The 15,604-nt window shown below is 74.1% G+C and carries 16 protein-coding genes; 10 read left to right on the forward strand and 6 right to left on the reverse strand.

Annotated elements, in window-relative coordinates; all coding sequences use genetic code 11:
- Window positions 1-5 precede the first annotated feature (5 nt).
- Window positions 6-728: a transglycosylase SLT domain-containing protein gene (locus tag ACFTXQ_RS00705; RefSeq protein ID WP_382634313.1), complete on the reverse strand. Its 723-nt coding sequence runs from the start codon at window positions 726-728 to the stop codon at window positions 6-8.
- 404 nt (window positions 729-1,132) lie between these two features.
- Entirely contained in the window at window positions 1,133-2,044 is a 912-nt protein-coding gene (locus tag ACFTXQ_RS00710; RefSeq protein ID WP_382634316.1) for a dihydrodipicolinate synthase family protein, read from the reverse strand.
- A 70-nt stretch (window positions 2,045-2,114) separates the two neighbouring features.
- Between ACFTXQ_RS00710 and ACFTXQ_RS00715 the strand changes: the two genes are divergently transcribed.
- The 5 genes from ACFTXQ_RS00715 to ACFTXQ_RS00735 all read left to right on the forward strand — a co-directional run bounded on the left by ACFTXQ_RS00715 (window position 2,115) and on the right by ACFTXQ_RS00735 (window position 7,682).
- Complete coding sequence (locus ACFTXQ_RS00715; protein ID WP_382634319.1) at window positions 2,115-3,356, forward strand: LysR substrate-binding domain-containing protein; 1,242 nt, start codon at window positions 2,115-2,117, stop codon at window positions 3,354-3,356.
- An 85-nt stretch (window positions 3,357-3,441) separates the two neighbouring features.
- Window positions 3,442-4,530, forward strand: coding sequence for an S-(hydroxymethyl)mycothiol dehydrogenase (locus ACFTXQ_RS00720; protein ID WP_382634321.1), 1,089 nt, complete (start codon window positions 3,442-3,444; stop codon window positions 4,528-4,530).
- Between the two features lie 120 nt (window positions 4,531-4,650).
- A complete protein-coding gene (locus tag ACFTXQ_RS00725) occupies window positions 4,651-5,955 on the forward strand; it encodes an alpha/beta fold hydrolase (RefSeq protein WP_382635090.1) in 1,305 nt (434 codons plus the stop codon).
- 80 nt (window positions 5,956-6,035) lie between these two features.
- Entirely contained in the window at window positions 6,036-6,800 is a 765-nt protein-coding gene (locus tag ACFTXQ_RS00730) for a PIG-L deacetylase family protein (protein ID WP_382634324.1), read from the forward strand.
- Between the two features lie 48 nt (window positions 6,801-6,848).
- Window positions 6,849-7,682, forward strand: coding sequence for an enoyl-CoA hydratase/isomerase family protein (locus ACFTXQ_RS00735; protein ID WP_382634327.1), 834 nt, complete (start codon window positions 6,849-6,851; stop codon window positions 7,680-7,682).
- Window positions 7,683-7,696: 14 nt separating this feature from the next.
- Here ACFTXQ_RS00735 and ACFTXQ_RS00740 read toward each other — a convergent pair whose 3' ends face one another.
- A complete protein-coding gene (locus ACFTXQ_RS00740; RefSeq protein WP_382634329.1) occupies window positions 7,697-8,596 on the reverse strand; it encodes an SDR family oxidoreductase in 900 nt (299 codons plus the stop codon).
- Window positions 8,597-8,647: 51 nt separating this feature from the next.
- A complete protein-coding gene (locus ACFTXQ_RS00745; protein ID WP_382634332.1) occupies window positions 8,648-9,811 on the reverse strand; it encodes a hypothetical protein in 1,164 nt (387 codons plus the stop codon).
- 214 nt (window positions 9,812-10,025) lie between these two features.
- Between ACFTXQ_RS00745 and ACFTXQ_RS00750 the strand changes: the two genes are divergently transcribed.
- From ACFTXQ_RS00750 to ACFTXQ_RS00770, 5 genes are all read left to right on the forward strand, one after another.
- Window positions 10,026-11,003, forward strand: a complete 978-nt coding sequence (locus ACFTXQ_RS00750; RefSeq protein WP_382634334.1) for an NADPH:quinone oxidoreductase family protein — start codon at window positions 10,026-10,028, stop codon at window positions 11,001-11,003.
- Window positions 11,000-12,190, forward strand: coding sequence for an acyl-CoA dehydrogenase family protein (locus ACFTXQ_RS00755; RefSeq protein ID WP_382634336.1), 1,191 nt, complete (start codon window positions 11,000-11,002; stop codon window positions 12,188-12,190). Before ACFTXQ_RS00750 ends, ACFTXQ_RS00755 begins: the two co-directional genes overlap by 4 nt.
- Entirely contained in the window at window positions 12,187-13,284 is a 1,098-nt protein-coding gene (locus ACFTXQ_RS00760) for an acyl-CoA dehydrogenase family protein (RefSeq protein WP_382634339.1), read from the forward strand. The genes ACFTXQ_RS00755 and ACFTXQ_RS00760 overlap by 4 nt, the downstream gene beginning before the upstream one ends.
- A gap of 163 nt (window positions 13,285-13,447) precedes the next feature.
- A complete protein-coding gene (locus ACFTXQ_RS00765; protein WP_382634342.1) occupies window positions 13,448-13,819 on the forward strand; it encodes a tyrosinase family oxidase copper chaperone in 372 nt (123 codons plus the stop codon).
- A gap of 16 nt (window positions 13,820-13,835) precedes the next feature.
- Window positions 13,836-14,699 (forward strand): tyrosinase family protein, encoded by an 864-nt coding sequence (locus ACFTXQ_RS00770; RefSeq protein ID WP_382634345.1) that lies wholly within the window; start codon window positions 13,836-13,838, stop codon window positions 14,697-14,699.
- Window positions 14,700-14,811: 112 nt separating this feature from the next.
- On the opposite strand, the gene ACFTXQ_RS00775 is transcribed toward ACFTXQ_RS00770, so the two are convergent.
- On the reverse strand, window positions 14,812-15,099 hold the full coding sequence (locus ACFTXQ_RS00775) for a chaplin (RefSeq protein ID WP_382634348.1): 288 nt from the start codon (window positions 15,097-15,099) through the stop codon (window positions 14,812-14,814).
- A 99-nt stretch (window positions 15,100-15,198) separates the two neighbouring features.
- On the reverse strand, window positions 15,199-15,522 hold the full coding sequence (locus ACFTXQ_RS00780; protein WP_382634351.1) for a hypothetical protein: 324 nt from the start codon (window positions 15,520-15,522) through the stop codon (window positions 15,199-15,201).
- Window positions 15,523-15,604: the final 82 nt, after the last annotated feature.

A 15,604-nucleotide genomic window follows, 5' to 3' on the forward strand; every position in this document is an offset into this window, starting at 1 on the left:
GCCTTCTAGTAGGCCCCGTTGACGTTGTCGATGGAGCCGTAGCGGGCGGCCGCGTAGTTGCAGGCGGCGGTGATGTTGGCGACCGGGTCGTAGGAGTCGAGCGAGGTGCCGGGCACGTGGTAGGCGCGGAACGTCGGGTCGATGACCTGGAGCAGGCCCTTGGAGGGGATGCCGTTCTGGGCGTTGATGTCCCAGAGGTTGATGGCGAGCGGGTTGCCGGAGGACTCCCGCATCACGTTGCGGTGAATTCCGTTGTAGGTACCGGGAATTCCGTGCTTGGCCATCACGTCGAGGGACTCGCGGATCCACCCGTCGAGGTTGTTCGCGTAGGTGGGCGTCACGGCGGTCCGGGCGGCGGACCTGCTCGCGCGGGGGGCCTCCGCCCGGGTGTCGAGCTTCAGTTTGATGCCGGGCCGGATGATCGACGGGTTGTCGCCGATGACGCTCCGGTTCGCCTCGTAGAGCTGCTTCCAGCCGCCGCTCACGGAATGCTTCGCGGCGATCTCCGAAAGCGAGTCGCCCGGGAGGACGGAATAGGTCGAGGGAGCGGCGGTGCCCGCTGCGGGAGCGGCCGTCCGAGCCGTGGGGGCGACGGTCGCCTCCACAGCCCCGGCGGTGGTCGCGCTGATCAGCGGAAGGGCGAGGGCCGCGCCGCCCGTGCCGGCCATGGCCAGCTTGCGGGTGATCGGGTTGTTCTTCGGCCGACGGTGCTTTCCCTTTGCGGGCATGGCGCATTTCCTCACGTGGGGGGACGGAGAGGCCCCGGGGGTGGCCGGATTCGGCAGCTGACCACCGGGAATGAGGGTGACCGTAGGCGAGCCCGCCGGGCCTGAACAAGGCCCGAATTCCACCGGTAGATCGACTTCCTGCCTTCCGCCCGGAAAATGACCTTGGCGATGCCTTCGGGCATTAGCCAACTTTCTTTCCGGGATAAGGGAATCGGCCCTTTGTGGGGGAATGATGTTGACGCTTTCGGAGTGACCCACATCACGGTTTGAAGGGGGTGTCCCCGGGCTGACGTGCGCAGGGACAAGTCCACTCTCCCCATGCCTCATTCGGGCGACATGGGCGTTGGTTGCGAATCGCCCAAACTGGACTCTTCCTGGCATTCCAGAGGCCTGTCGGCCCCGTCTCAGAGCTCCGCGAGCCGCTCCAGCGTGGCCGCCACCGCGGCTGCGGACGCCGGGAGCATCGGCAGCCTCACGCCCGGATCCGGGATCCGCCCCTGGGCGTGCAGCACGCCCTTGACCACCGCCGGATTGGGTTCCGCGAAGGCCGCCGCCGAGAGCCGGGCCAGCGCGTGCCCCAGGGGCCGGGCCCGCGCCACGTCCCCCGCCCGCCAGGCCTCGGCGAGCTCCACAAAGCGGGCCGTCGCCAGGTGCGCCGAGGCCAGGATCCCGCCCGGCGCGCCCAGCGCCAGCAGCGGCGAGAGGTACGCGTCGTCGCCGGCCAGCACGGCGAACCCCGCCGGCAGGTCGCCGAGCAGCGCCACCGTGTCCTGGTCGATGCCGCCGGCCGCGTACTTGACCCCGGCGACCCCCGAGAGCTCCCCGAGCCCGCGCAGCGCGGCGGCGTCCAGCGGCTGCCCCGTCCGGTACGGGATGTGGTAGACGACCAGCGGTACGGGGCTCACCTCGGCCAGCCGCGCGAAGTGCGCCAACACCCCCGCCGCCGAAGGCCGTACGAACGCCGGCACCGTCACCAGCGCCGCCCGCGCCTGCGGCCAGCGGGCCAGCCGGGCCAGCGAGGCCTCCGCGGCCCGGGTCCCGCTCGCCCCGGCCCCCACGGTCAGCAGCGCGCCCCGCTCCGCGCAGACCCGGGCGCAGACGTCGGTGACCAGGTCCCGCTCCGCCTCGTCCAGGGTGGCCGTCTCGGCGGTGGTCCCGAGGGCGACGATCCCGGTGGCGCCCGCGTCGAGCACCTCGTGGGCGAGAGCCTCCAGGGCCTCGGCCGCGATGTCCCCGGCGCGGGTGAAGGGGGTGACCAGCGGTACGTGGATCCCGTGGAGCGGGAGGGGCAGGTCGCGTGCGATGTCCTGTGTCATGCCCCGAGCCTCGCCCGCCCCGAGCCCCGAATCCAGTTCGCTTTTCTTACCCGACTCGTAAGCTGAGCCGATGCTCGACGTACGACGCCTGCGCCTGCTGCGCGAACTCGCCCGCCGCGGAACCATCGCCGCCGTGGCCGAGGCCCTCGCGTTCAGCCCTTCGGCCGTGTCCCAGCAACTCGGCGTGCTCGAAAGGGAAGCCGGGCTGCCGCTGCTGGAACGCACCGGCCGCCGGGTCCGGCTCACTCCCGCCGGGCAGAACCTGGTGGGCCACGCCGAGGCCGTCCTCGAACGGCTGGAGCAGGCCGACGCCGACCTCGCGGAAGCGCGCGGCGGCCTGGCCGGCGCCCTGCGGATCGGGGCCTTCCCCACCGCCACCCGGGCCATCGTCCCCGCCGCCCTGGTCACCCTGGCCCGGCACCACCCCGGGCTGGAGCCGATGGTCTGCGAGACCGACCCGGCGGCGGTCGCCCACGCCCTGCGGGCCGGGGACCTCGACGTGGCGCTGGTCCACGTGTACGACCTGGTGCCCGCCGCCCGCGAGCCCGGGCTCGCCACCGAGCCGCTGTACGCGGAGGCCATGTACCTGGCAGCCCCCGCGACCCGCCCCCCGCACCCGCCCGCCAACCCGGACCCGGGCCCGTTCCCCGCTCCGGGCCCGGCCTCCGGTCCGGGTCTCGTCCCCGATCCGGGTCCGGGTCCGGTCTCCGGTCCCGGTCTCGCCCCCGCTCCGGGCCCGTTCTCCGGTCCGGGTCCGTTCTCCGGTCCGGGCCCGTTCTCCGGTCCGAGTCTCGTCCCTGGTCCGTGCCCGGGTCCGTGCCCGTGCCCGGGTCCGTGCCCGGGTCCGTGCCCGGGTCCGGTTTCCGATGCGAGTGCCGGCCCCGCCCCGGGTGCGGGCCCCGCCCTGGATCCGCTTCCCGCCGCGGATGCGGTCCCCGCACCCGGCGCCGTCCCGGATCAGGGTGCGGTCCTGCGCGGGCACGCCGACGATCCCTGGATCACCGCCACACCCGGCACGCTCTGCCACGCCATGACCGTCCGCGCCTGCCAGGCCGCCGGTTTCACGCCCCGGGTCCGCCACCAGGTCGACGAGTTCGCCACCGTCCTCGCCCTGGTCGCCGCCGGCCAGGGCGTGGCCGTCGTCCCCCAGCTCGGCATCACCGCCCCCGCCGAACCCGCCGTCCGCCTCACCCGCCTGCGCATGCAGCGCCGCACCCAGCTCGCCTTCCGCAGCGGAGCAGCCCGCCACCCGGCCGTGGCGGCCTTCGGCGCGGCCCTGCGCGCCTCCGTACCGCCCGACTTGGCCAGATAGCACCCCGCCGTGTGAGGCAACTCCCCTACCGCGCGCAGCCCGTGTACGTTCGTACGCAAATCGACGAGAGCGGGGTAGAACGAACGTGACGCATCGCGTACGAGGGGTCATCGCCCGGACCAAGGGCGCACCGGTGGAGACCACGACGATCCTCGTGCCCGACCCGGGACCGGGCGAGGCGCTCGTCCGGGTCCAGGCCTGCGGGGTCTGCCACACCGACCTGCACTACCGCGAGGGCGGCATCAACGACGAGTTCCCCTTCCTGCTCGGCCACGAGGCCGCCGGGATCGTCGAATCCGTCGGCCCGGACGTCACCTCCGTGGCACCCGGCGACTTCGTCGTCCTCAACTGGCGCGCCGTGTGCGGGACCTGCCGGGCCTGCAGGCGCGGCCGCCCCTGGTACTGCTTCGCCACGCACAACGCCACCCAGCCCATGACCCTGGAGGACGGCACCCCGCTCTCCCCGGCCCTCGGCATCGGCGCCTTCGCCGAGAAGACCCTGGTCGCGGCGGGCCAGTGCACCAAGGTGGACCCCGCCGCTTCCCCGGCCGCCGCCGGACTCCTCGGCTGCGGGGTGATGGCCGGCCTCGGCGCGGCCCTGAACACCGGCAACGTCGGCCGCGGTGACTCCGTCGCCGTCATCGGCTGCGGGGGAGTGGGCAACGCCGCCGTCGCCGGCGCCCGGCTGGCCGGCGCCTCTCGCATCATCGCCGTCGATCTCGACGACCGGAAGCTGGAGTGGGCGCGGGGCCTGGGCGCCACCCACACCGTCAACGGCCGCAAGGAGGACGTGGTCGAAGCCATCCAGGGCCTGACCGGCGGCAACGGCGCCGACGTGGTCATCGACGCCGTCGGCCGCCCCGAAACCTACCGACAGGCCTTCTACGCCCGCGACCTGGCCGGGACCGTGGTCCTGGTCGGCGTCCCGACCCCGGACATGAAGCTCGAACTCCCGCTCCTCGACGTCTTCGGCCGCGGCGGGGCCCTGAAGTCCTCCTGGTACGGGGACTGCCTGCCCGAGCGCGACTTCCCGCTCCTCGTGGACCTCTACCTCCAGGGCCGGCTCGACCTGGACGCCTTCGTCTCCGAGACCATCCCGCTCGACGGCGTCGAGGAGGCCTTCGCCCGCATGGAGCGCGGCGAGGTGCTCCGCTCGGTGGTCGAGTTCCCGTAAGCCCCAGGTCAGCACTGGGGCCCGTACTAGACTCGCCCGGACCGCCACACCCGTGCCCCGGCCGCGATCCGGCCGCGGCACGGGGCGCCGCACCTCGTACCCCAGGGGCCGTCCGTGACCATCGTCCACAGCTACCGCCAGCCCGGAACGGTCCTCACCGACCACCGGTTCACCGTCCCGCTCGACCACGCGCGCCCGGACGGCGAAACGATCGAGCTGTACGCCCGGGAGGTCGTCGCCTCCGGCAAGGACCCGGAGACCCTGCCCTGGCTGCTGTACCTGGAGGGCGGTCCCGGCTTCGGGGCCCGGCGGTTCACCGGCCGGCAGGCCTGGCTGGGGCGGGCCCTGGCCGACTACCGCGTCCTGCTCCTCGACCAGCGCGGAACCGGCCTCTCCACCCCGGTGAACCGGCAGACCCTGCCCCTGCGCGGCACGCCCGCGCAGCAGGCCGAGTACCTCGCCCACTTCCGCGCCGACTCCATCGTCCGCGACGCCGAGGCCATCCGCCCCGCCCTGACCGGCGGGGCGCCCTGGACCGTGCTCGGCCAGAGCTTCGGCGGCTTCTGCGCCACCCACTACCTCTCCGCCGCCCCCGAGGGCCTCACCGCCGCCCTGATCACCGGCGGCCTGCCCTCGCTGACCGCCACCGCCGAGGAGGTGTACGAGGCCGCGTACCCCCGCGTCGAACGCAAGAACCTGGCCCACTACGCCCGCTACCCGATGGACGTCGAGCGGGCCCGCCGCATCGCGGCCCACCTCGCCGAGCGCCCGGCCGAACTCCCCGGCGGCTACCGCCTCACCGTCGAGGCCTTCCAGTCCCTCGGCCTCCTCCTCGGCGGCGGCGACGGCAGCCACCAGCTGCACTACCTGCTGGAGGACGCCTTCGTCCCGACCCCGGCCGGCCCCGCCCTCTCCGACGCCTTCCTGGAGGGCGTCCACGCGCAGCTCTCCTTCGCCGGACACCCCCTCTACGCCCTCCTCCACGAGGCGATCTACGCCCAGGACCCGGCCGCGCCCACCGCATGGGCCGCCGACCGGGTGCGCGCGGGCCACCCCCGCTTCGACGCGCCCAAGGCCCTTGCGGGCGACGAGCCGCTCCTGTTCACCGGCGAGACCATCCACCCCTGGCACTTCACCGCCGACCCCTCCCTCGCCCCGCTGCGCGAGACCGCCGAACTGCTGGCCGCCCGCACGGGCTGGGGGCCGCTCTACGACCCGGAGCGGCTCGCCGCGAACGAGGTGCCGGTGGCCGCCGCCGTCTACCACGACGACATGTACGTCGACACCGCCCACTCCCTGCGGACCGCGCGCTCCGTACGCGGCCTGCGGACCTGGGTGACCGACGAGTTCGAGCACGACGGCGTCCGCGCCGGCGGCCCCCGCGTGCTGGACCGGCTCCTGGCCCTCGTGCGCGACGAGGCCTGACCCGGCCGCATCCTGCGCGGCGGTCGGGCCGGGTGCGCCACCGCCCGCCCGCGCCGCCCCGTTCGCCTATTGTGCGAGGCATGATCGAACAAACTGAACAGAACGCCCCCTTGCAGCCCATGCCCACCGACTGGCAGCGGGCCCTCGCCGTCGTCGCCCACCCGGACGACCTGGAGTACGGCTGCTCGGCCGCGATCGCGGACTGGACGGACGGCGGCCGCGAGGTCGTGTACCTCCTCGCCACGCGCGGCGAGGCGGGCATCGACACCCTCGCCCCCGCCGACTGCGCCCCGCTGCGCGAGGCGGAACAGCGGGCGAGCGCGGCCGTGGTCGGAGTCTCCCAGGTGGAGTTCCTCGACTACCGCGACGGCGTCGTCGAGTACGGCCTCGACCTGCGCCGGGACATCGCCGCCGCCATCCGCCGGCACCGCCCCGAGCTCGTCATCACCCTCAACCACCGTGACACGTGGGGCGGGGAGGGGGGCGGGGGCTACTGGAACACCCCCGACCACAAGGCCGTCGGCCGGGCCACCCTGGACGCGGCCGCCGACGCCGGCAACCGGTGGATCTTCCCCGAACTCATCTCCGAGCAGGGCCTGGAGCCGTGGAACGGCGTGCGCTGGGTCGCGGTGGCCGGCACCAGCACGCCCACGCACGCGGCCGACGCCGGGCCGGGCTTCGAGCGTTCGGTGCAGTCCCTGCTGGAGCACAAGGCCTACATCGAGGTGCTGACGGACCAGGACCCCGAGGAGTACGTGCGCTCCTTCCTCGCCGGCAACGTTCAGCGGGCGGCGGCCCGGTTCGGCGGCGCCCCGGCGGTCGGGTTCGAGGTCTTCCCCCGCTGACCGCACACCCCTAAGCTGACGGACCGTCAGTCAACGGGGGAGGGCAGCGTGATCGACACCGTCTCCACGGAGATCGCGGAGGGCGAGGAGCGGATCCGGCTGGAGGTCGCGGACGGCGTGGCGGTGCTCACCCTGTGCCGCCCGGACAAACTCAACGGCTGGAGCTGGGAGTCCACCCGCCAGCTGGGCCTGCTGGCGGACCGGATCCGCTTCGACCCGTCCGTACGGGCCGTGCTCCTGCGGGCAGAGGGCCGCGCCTTCTGCGCGGGCATCGATGTCACCGCCCCCGGCGGCGCGATCACCGGCGCGAGCGCCGCCGAGCGCACCCGCAACTACTACGAGGGCATCCGCTGGGTCCACGAGCGGTTCGCGGTCCTCGCCCGCCTCCCGCAGCCGGTGGTGGCCGCCGTCCAGGGCTACTGCCTCGGCTTCGGCTTCGAACTGGCGCTGATGGCCGACGTCCGGGTGGCCGCCGAGGACGCCGTCTTCGCCCTGCCGGAGGCCCAGCTGGGCGTGGCGGTGGACGCCGGCGGCGACCTGCGGATCGCCCGCGAGGCGGGAGCCGGCTGGGCCAAGTACCTGGCGCTGACGGGCCGCCGCATCGACGCCGCGACGGCGCAGCGGCTGAACCTGGTCCAACTGCTCGTCCCCGGCGCCGAGCTGGGCGCCGCGGCCCGCGCGCTGGTGGCGGAGATCGCGGCCAACGCCCCGCTCGCCGTCCAGGGTGTCAAGCGCGCGATCGACGCCTACGCGGACGCCGCCCTCGCCCCTGCCCTCGACCGCGTGGCGATGACCGCGGCCCTCACCCTCACCTCGGAGGACTGCCGGGAGGGCTACACGGCCAAGGCGGCCCGCCGCCCGCCGCACTTCAGCGGAGGCTGAGCACGGGCCGGCGCTCACAAGGTGAAGGGACCGCGGCCCAGTTGCGTGCGGACCGGGACCACCTCGGGGTTGACCAGCGAGCGGCGCTGCCAGTTCGCCCCGTCGACCACCAGGGTGTGGCCGGTGACGAACCGGGCGAAGGGGGACGCCAGGAAGGTGGCGGCCCAGCCGAGTTCGCGCGGGGCGCCGACGCGCAGGGCGGGCTGGCGGGAGTCCTTGGCGTCGGGCGCGGCGCGCTCCAGGCCACCGCGGATGTCCTCGGTCATGTCGGCGTGCGGGAACAGGCCGGGAACCAGGCCGTTGATCTGGATGCCGTACGGGCCCCACTCGACGGCGAGCGTCTCCACCAGGTTCTTCACCCCGGCCTTGGCCGCCGCACTGTGCGCGAAGCCCGGCCCGCCGGTCCAGGCGTACGAGGCGCCGATGTTCACGATGGAGCCCGGCGTGCCCGCGGCGAGGTGACGGCGGCCGAACTCGCGGGTCATGAACCAGGTGCCCGTCAGGGTGATGTCGACCACCGCCCGCCAGGCGCCCGGGGAGAGGTCCTCGGCGGGGGAGGGGAAGTTGGCGGCCGCGTTGTTGACCAGCACGTCCGGCAGGCCGAGCGCGGCCTGCGCCGCGTCGAAGACCTCCGCGACCCGCTCGGGGTCCCGGATGTCGCACACGGCGGCCGTCACCCGGCCCGCGCCGGGGACGGCCGCCAGCTCCTCCCGCGCCGCATGGAGCTGCCCGGCACGCCGGCTCGCGATCACCAGGTCGGCGCCGAGCCGCGCGAACTCGGCGGCGATGGCCTTGCCCAGCCCGGTGCCGCCGCCGGTCACGAGGACCACCTGCCCCGCGTACGTACCGGGGGGCAGGGCGGCGGCGCCGAGCGGCGGCGGCGCGGGCAGCCCGCGCGGGATGTCGTCCGTCATGGGGGCATCGATAGCGTGCCGGCGCTCACATCTCCATGCCCGCGACACCGCCTACTTCTGCGGGGTGTACGCCTGCCTGCTCGCGCAGGTCCAGATCACGGCGCTGCCCGCCTGCGTCTCGCGGTCGTTCACGGTGCCGCCGACCCGGTCGTCGTCGGTCGCGGCGAAGGCGCGGGTCAGCGGCACGGCGCCGGGGCCGCCCGCCGGGGCGGGCAGGACCTGCGGGGCACCCTTCCCGGACCAGTAGACGGCCTGGTAGTAGCCGGCGAAGCTCTCCTCGAACTCGGTGGCGGTGCCCACGGCCACGTTCGTGGTCGGGCTGCTGCCGTTGAACTCGAGGTGGCCGTAGCCCGCCACGCGGCCCGGGTCGGTGGGCAGGGCGTCGTACGGCTTCTTCCAGACGGCCGGGGTCAGCCTGGGGTCGTTGCGGTAGTAGTAGTCCTCCAGACCCACCACCCGGCCGCGGTCGTCGATGTCCCGGCCGATCGTGGCGAAGGAGGAGTGGTAGCCGTTCCACACCTCCAGGCTGTACGGCGCGTAGCCGCCGCCGGCCGGCCAGACCACCGGGAAGGTCTTGGTCACCTCGATGTCGTTGGCGGAGTCGAAGTACGAGCCGCTGACGGTGCCGACGATGTCGCCGCGCTTGTTGATCCCGTTCAGCGCGACGACCTTGCTGCCCGCGATCGCGTCGGCGGGGACCGGAAGTTCGCGCGCGACCTTGCCGTCCACCCACTCCTTGGCCACGCCGCCGTCGGCGGCGACGACCCGGCCCGACTCGTTGACGTCTACGGCCGCCTCACCGTACGGGCCGGACGGCGCGGTGATCGCCTCCGAGACCGCGCTGCCCAGCTGGTGGGTGAAGGCGACCGAGGTGTGGTCCGAGCCGCGCACGGCCGTGCCCACCATCAGGCCCTTGGCGCTGACGGCCTTGACGCTGCCCCGGTCGAAGCCGGCGGGCAGCGGCACGGCGTGGACCGTGTGCTCGGCGCCGGTCCAGTAGGCGGGCAGGCCGCCGCTCTCGCCGACGACGAGCCCGCCGGCGCCGAAGCCCTTCACGGCGCCTGCGCCGCCTCCCGCGAGTGCGGGCAGGAGCTCGACGGCGGGCGTGCAGGTGGCGGTGGTGCCGGTCGCCGCCGAGGCCGGTCCGGCGGCCGTGACCAGCCCCGCCAGGACGGCGGCGGCCCCCGCCGCGGCCGTCACCCTTCTCCTGCGCATTGCGTTCACGATGCGAGTCCCCCTGTTCGTGCGTGACATATGCCGTACGGCATCTGCCTGTTGATCCACGGGACACATGCTGCCCGAGGAGGGGCCCACGAGCACGCACGTTTCCCCCGCGGGGCGCGATGGGTTCACAGGAGGGCAAGCGACCGCTTAGTATGCCCGCGGAGCGTGGTCAGCATGGTTCCTCGACGGCGGCTGGAGGCCCCGGATGCAGGCATGGCGAGTACATACCCCCGGCGAACCCCATGAGGCCATGCGCCTCGAAGAGGTTCCCGAACCGGTCCCCGGCGAAGGCGAGGTGAAGCTCAAGGTCCTCGCCGCGAACGTCAACTTCCCCGACGCGCTGCTCGTGCGCGGCCAGTACCAGATCCGCCCGCCACTGCCCTTCACGCCCGGCGTCGAGATCTGCGGCGAGACCGAGGACGGCCGGCGCGTCATCGCCAACCCGAGCCTTCCGCACGGCGGCTTCGCCGAGTACGTCACCGCGCCCGCCCGCGCCCTGCTGCCCGCCCCCGACACCCTCGACGACGCCGAGGCGGCGGCACTCCACATCGGCTACCAGACCGGCTGGTTCGGCCTGCACCGCCGCGCCCGCATCCAGCCCGGCGAGACCCTCCTCGTGCACGCCGCCGCCGGCGGGGTCGGCAGCGCCGCCGTCCAGCTCGGCAAGGCCGCCGGGGCCACCGTCATCGGGGTCGTCGGCGGCAAGGCCAAGGCGCGCACCGCCGAGGAACTCGGCTGCGACCTGGTCATCGACCGCACGGCGGAGGACATCGCCTCCCGCGTCAAGGAATTCACCGCAGGGCGCGGCGCCGATGTCGTCTACGACCCGGTCGGCGGCGACTCCTACACCGCCTCCGCCAAATGCGTGGCCTTCGAGGGCCGGATCGTCGTCGTCGGCTTCGCGGGCGGCACCATCCCCACCCCCGCCCTCAACCACGCCCTGGTCAAGAACTACGCGATCCTCGGACTGCACTGGGGCCTGTACGCCACCAAGGAACCCGCCGCCATCCCCGCCTGCCACGCCGAGCTCACCCGGCTCGCCGCGGACGGCGCCATCAAGCCGCTGATCAGCGAACGCGTCCCGCTCGCCGCGGCCGCCGACGCCGTGCAGCGCCTCGCCGACGGGGCCACCACCGGCCGGCTGGTCGTCGTACCGGCCCTGGACGGGGGTGCCTCCCGATGACGGTCACCGCCGAGGACCTGGTCGCCCGGACCAGGACCCTGCTCGCCGCGCACCCGCCCGCGACCATCCCCCGCACCGACTTCCTGCGCGCCCGCTTCGACGCCGGCCTCGCCTGGGTCCACTACCCCGAGGGCCTCGGCGGCCTCGGCGCCCCCCGCACCCTCCAGGCGGTCGTCGACGCCGAACTGGAGGCCGCCGCAGCCCCCGACAACGACCCCCGCCGGATCGGCATCGGCCTGGGCATGGCCGCCCCCACGATCCTCGCGTACGGCACCGAGGAGCAGAAGCGCCGCTTCCTGCGCCCCCTGTGGATCGGCGAGGAGGTCTGGTGCCAGCTCTTCAGCGAGCCCGGCGCCGGCTCCGACCTCGCCGCGCTCGGCACCCGCGCCGTCCTCGACGAGGCCACCGGCGAGTGGGTGGTCGACGGCCAGAAGGTGTGGACCTCCAGCGCCCACACCGCCCGCTGGGCCATCCTGATCGCCCGCACCGACCCGGCGCTGCCCAAGCACCGGGGCATCACCTACTTCCTCTGCGACATGCACGCCCCCGGCGTCGAGGTCCGGCCGCTGCGCCAGATCACCGGCGAGGCCGAGTTCAACGAGGTCTTCCTCACCGGCGTCCGCATCCCCGACGCCCACCGCCTCGGAGCCGTCGGCGAAGGCTGGGCCGTCGCCCGCACCACCCTGATGAACGAGCGCGTCTCCATCGGCGGCATGCGCATCCCCCGCGAGGGCGGCATGATCGCCCCCGTCGCCGCCGCCTGGCGCGAACGCCCTGGACTGCGCACCCACGCCCTCCACCAGCGTCTCCTCGAACTCTGGGTCGAGGCCGAGGTCGCCCGCCTCACCGGGGAACGGCTGCGCCAGCAGCTCGCCGCCGGACAGCCCGGCCCCGAGGGGTCCGGCATGAAGCTCACCTTCGCCCGCCTCAACCAGGAGATCAGCGGCCTGGAGGTCGAACTCCTCGGCGAGGAGGGGCTCCTGTACGAGGACTGGACCATGCGCCGTCCCGAACTGGTCGACTTCACCGGCCGCGACGCCGGCTACCGCTACCTGCGCGCCAAGGGCAACAGCATCGAGGGCGGCACCAGCGAAATCCTCCTCAACATCGTCGCCGAACGCGTGCTGGGCCTGCCCCCCGAGCCGCGCGACGACAAGGACCTCGCCTGGAAGGACCTGGCACGATGACGGATCTGCTCTATTCGGACACCGAGGAGGAACTCCGTTCCGCCGTACGGTCCCTCCTCGAGGACCGCTGCGACGGCGCGGCCGTGCTCGCCCGCGTCGAAACCGGCCGGCCGCACGACCCGGACGTGTGGCGCACCCTCGCCGTCGGGATCGGGGCCGCCGGACTCCTCGTACCGGAGAAGCTCGGCGGGCAGGGCGCGAGCCACCGGGAGGCCGCGGTGGTCCTGGAGGAGCTGGGCCGGGCCGCGGCGCCCGTGCCGTACCTGACGAGCGCGGTGCTGGCGACCGAGATCCTGCTCGGCTGCGACACCGCCGAGGCCGCCCCGCTGCTGCGGGAGCTGGCCTCGGGGCACCGGGTGTGCGTACCGGCCGTGCCGCTGACCCTCGCGCCGGGCGCGCCGCTGCCGGCCGCCGTCCGGGACTCCGGGGGCGGCGTCCTGACCGGGACGGTCTCCGCCGTCGCGGACGCCGTGGCCGCCGATGTCCTGCTGGTCCTCGCCGACACCGGGCTGTACGCGGTCCCGGCCGCCTCGGCCCGGCTGACCGAGCAGGTGGCGCTGGACCTCACCCGCCCGCTGGCCACGGTCACCCTGCGGGAGGCCACCGGCACCCTCCTCGCCGATCCCGCCACGGCGCGGGCGGCGGTCGCGGGAGCCCTTCTCTCGGGGGCCGGGCTGCTGGCCTCCGAACAGCTCGGGCTCGCCGAATGGTGCCTGACGCAGACGGTCGCGCACGTCCGCGGCCGCCACCAGTTCAACCGGCCGGTCGGCTCGTTCCAGGCCCTCAAGCACCGGCTCGCGCGGCTCTGGCTCGACGTGGCGTCCGCCCGTGCGGCGGCGCGGGCGGCGGCCGACGCGCTGGCCGTGGCGGCCCCCGACGCGCCGTTGACGGTGGCCGTCGCGCAGGCGTACTGCTCGGGGGTGGCCGTCCGGGCCGCCGAGGAGTGCGTCCAGCTCCACGGCGGGATCGGCATGACGTGGGAGCACCCGGCCCACCTGTACCTGAAGCGGGCCAAGGCCGACTCCCTGGCCCTCGGCACCACGGGCCACCACCGCGGCCTGGTGGCCGACTTCGCCGAACTCCCGGCCCTCTGACCCTCCGCCCCCCCCATAAGCCCCCGCCCGGGGACTCGCCGAGCCCCCGCCCGGGGAGCCGCCGAGCCCCCGGCAGGGGACCCGCAGGGGACCCGTAAGGGTGACCTCGCCCGCCGCGCCGCGTTAATCCCGTCGTCACCGGCCACCGAGCGAGGGAGACCGTATGTCCGCCGCACCTGCCGCCGCATTTCCGACCCGCCGCGGGTTCCTCCGTACGGCCTTCACCGCGGCCGTGCTCGCCGGTACGGCCGCGGCCCTGGCGCCCGTACTGCGCGCCCGGCGCCCGCGGCAGACCCTCACCCCGGCCCCCCTCGCCGAGGAGGAGACGTACCGCGGCCGGCACATCGCCGTGGACTCGGCGGGGGTACGGATCGACGGCCGCCCCCTGCACGTCATGCGGCGGGCCGACGGAAGCTACCTCAGCGGCGTCAACCACTTCCAGTCCTTCGGGACGCCACTGGAACTCGCCCGCGCGGCCGTCGACGAACTGGGCACGGCACAGCTCGCGCTGGCCTCCGCCGCCCACCACGGCTGACGGGAGGAGCCCCGCCTTGTACACCCGGCAGAACCAGAAGGACCTGACCAGGGCGCAGAAGAGGAGCTTCACGGCGGCCGTGCTGGAGCTCAAGCGCAACGGCACCTACGACTCCCTCGTGCGCACCCACGACAAGTACTTCGTGCCCGACCGGGACCGCGGGCTGCGCGTCGGGCACATGTCCCCGTCGTTCTTCCCGTGGCACCGCCGCTACCTGCTGGAGTTCGAGCGGGAACTGCGGGAGATCGACCCGAGCGTGTCCGTCCCGTACTGGGACTGGACGACCGACAACAGCCCCGCCTCCTCCCTGTGGGCCGAGGACTTCCTCGGCGGCACCGGCCGGGCCGACGACCGACGGGTGATGACGGGCCCCTTCGCCTACGACTCGGGCAACTGGACGGTGACCGTCGGCATCAGGGAGGCCGCCTACCTCACCCGCAACCTCGGCCGCCCGCAGAGCCCGATCGCCCTGCCCACCCGGTCCGAACTCCAGTGGGCCATCGACGATCCGGTCTACGACGTCTCGCCCTGGGACTCCACCGCCTCCGCCGGCGGCTTCCGCAACAAGCTGGAGGGCTGGGCGGCCCCCAAGACGGAGCGCTGGCGCAACCACAACAAGGTCCACCAGTGGATCGGCGGCCACATGACGGGCGGCGCGGCCCCCAACGACCCGGCGTTCTGGCTGCACCACGCCTTCGTGGACCTGGTCTGGGACCGCTGGCAGCAGAAGCACCCCGGCTCCGGCTACCTGCCCGCCGCCCCTCCCGAGCTTGGCGACCCCCAGCGCGGCCGGGTCATCTCGCTCGACGAGCCGATGCCCCCGTGGAACGTCACCCCTCGCGAGATGTTCGGCCACCAGGGCCTGTACCGCTACGAATGATGCCGGGCGGCGCGCCCCGAAGGGCGCGCCCGGAGCACGCGGGACGGCGCACGGCACGGCACACGGGAAGGGCCCCCGCCGAACGGCGGGGGCCCTTCCGTCACTCAGGCGATCAGTGGCCGTAGCCCTCGCCCTCGGTGTGGTGGCCGCCGTCGTGGCCCGACGCGTTGACGCAGGTGTTGCCGAACGCCGGGTTCAGCAGGGCGATGATGTTGACGGTGTTGCCGCAGACGTTGACCGGGACGTGGACCGGAACCTGGACCAGGTTGCCCGACAGCACACCGGGGGAGCCGACAGCCGCACCGTGCGCTCCGGCATCGGCGACGGCCAGACCCGCACCGGCCGCCACGGCGGTACCGGTGACAGCGGTGATGGCGAATGCCTTCGCGATACGCGACATCAAGATCTCCTCGTGAGATATATGGGGGGCGCCACAGAGTCTGCGGCATTTGACATGGCATACAACGCGGCGGCGGCCCAGGGGTCACGGCCGCTGGTCCTACCTGGTGACACCAAATTTGACGGAGGCGAAGGACGGCCGTACCTGGCTGACCGAACCCGGCTCCAGGACCGCGACCGCCCGGCCCGTGCAGCGCGGCCCTTGGTAGAGGGTCGCCGTCCCCCGGGTCCGGTTCGTGACCGCCCCGGCGGCCGCGCCCTCGGCCCTGACGCAGCCCTTCGGCGCCTCGAGGGCGTGGACCTGGTTGTCCTCGCCGAGGTACTGGAAGTCGGGCCCGCCGGCAGCCCGGGCCGGGCCGCCGGCCAGCGCGGCGGCCGCCAGCAGCAGGAGGGGCACGGCATGGTGGATACGCAGGGATCGCATGCCCGTCCAACACGAGCGGGCCCCGGCACGGTCACGCCTTGTCACCCGTTGGACTGTTGTGCGAGCGTGCGACCGGCAAGGC

Origin of the sequence: Streptomyces sp. NPDC057010, assembly GCF_042673805.1 — a bacterium.
GTDB lineage: Bacteria > Actinomycetota > Actinomycetes > Streptomycetales > Streptomycetaceae > Streptomyces.

Coding starts and splice junctions, on each gene's coding strand:
- ACFTXQ_RS00755 (WP_382634336.1), top strand. CDS start 11,000: ATGACGGTCACCGCCGAGGACCTGGTCGCCCGGACCAGGACCCTGCTC.
- ACFTXQ_RS00780 (WP_382634351.1), bottom strand. CDS start 15,522: ATGCGATCCCTGCGTATCCACCATGCCGTGCCCCTCCTGCTGCTGGCG.
- ACFTXQ_RS00760 (WP_382634339.1), top strand. CDS start 12,187: ATGACGGATCTGCTCTATTCGGACACCGAGGAGGAACTCCGTTCCGCC.
- ACFTXQ_RS00765 (WP_382634342.1), top strand. CDS start 13,448: ATGTCCGCCGCACCTGCCGCCGCATTTCCGACCCGCCGCGGGTTCCTC.
- ACFTXQ_RS00710 (WP_382634316.1), bottom strand. CDS start 2,044: ATGACACAGGACATCGCACGCGACCTGCCCCTCCCGCTCCACGGGATC.
- ACFTXQ_RS00745 (WP_382634332.1), bottom strand. CDS start 9,811: ATGCGCAGGAGAAGGGTGACGGCCGCGGCGGGGGCCGCCGCCGTCCTG.
- ACFTXQ_RS00740 (WP_382634329.1), bottom strand. CDS start 8,596: ATGACGGACGACATCCCGCGCGGGCTGCCCGCGCCGCCGCCGCTCGGC.
- ACFTXQ_RS00715 (WP_382634319.1), top strand. CDS start 2,115: ATGCTCGACGTACGACGCCTGCGCCTGCTGCGCGAACTCGCCCGCCGC.
- ACFTXQ_RS00705 (WP_382634313.1), bottom strand. CDS start 728: ATGCCCGCAAAGGGAAAGCACCGTCGGCCGAAGAACAACCCGATCACC.
- ACFTXQ_RS00730 (WP_382634324.1), top strand. CDS start 6,036: ATGATCGAACAAACTGAACAGAACGCCCCCTTGCAGCCCATGCCCACC.
- ACFTXQ_RS00775 (WP_382634348.1), bottom strand. CDS start 15,099: ATGTCGCGTATCGCGAAGGCATTCGCCATCACCGCTGTCACCGGTACC.
- ACFTXQ_RS00750 (WP_382634334.1), top strand. CDS start 10,026: ATGCAGGCATGGCGAGTACATACCCCCGGCGAACCCCATGAGGCCATG.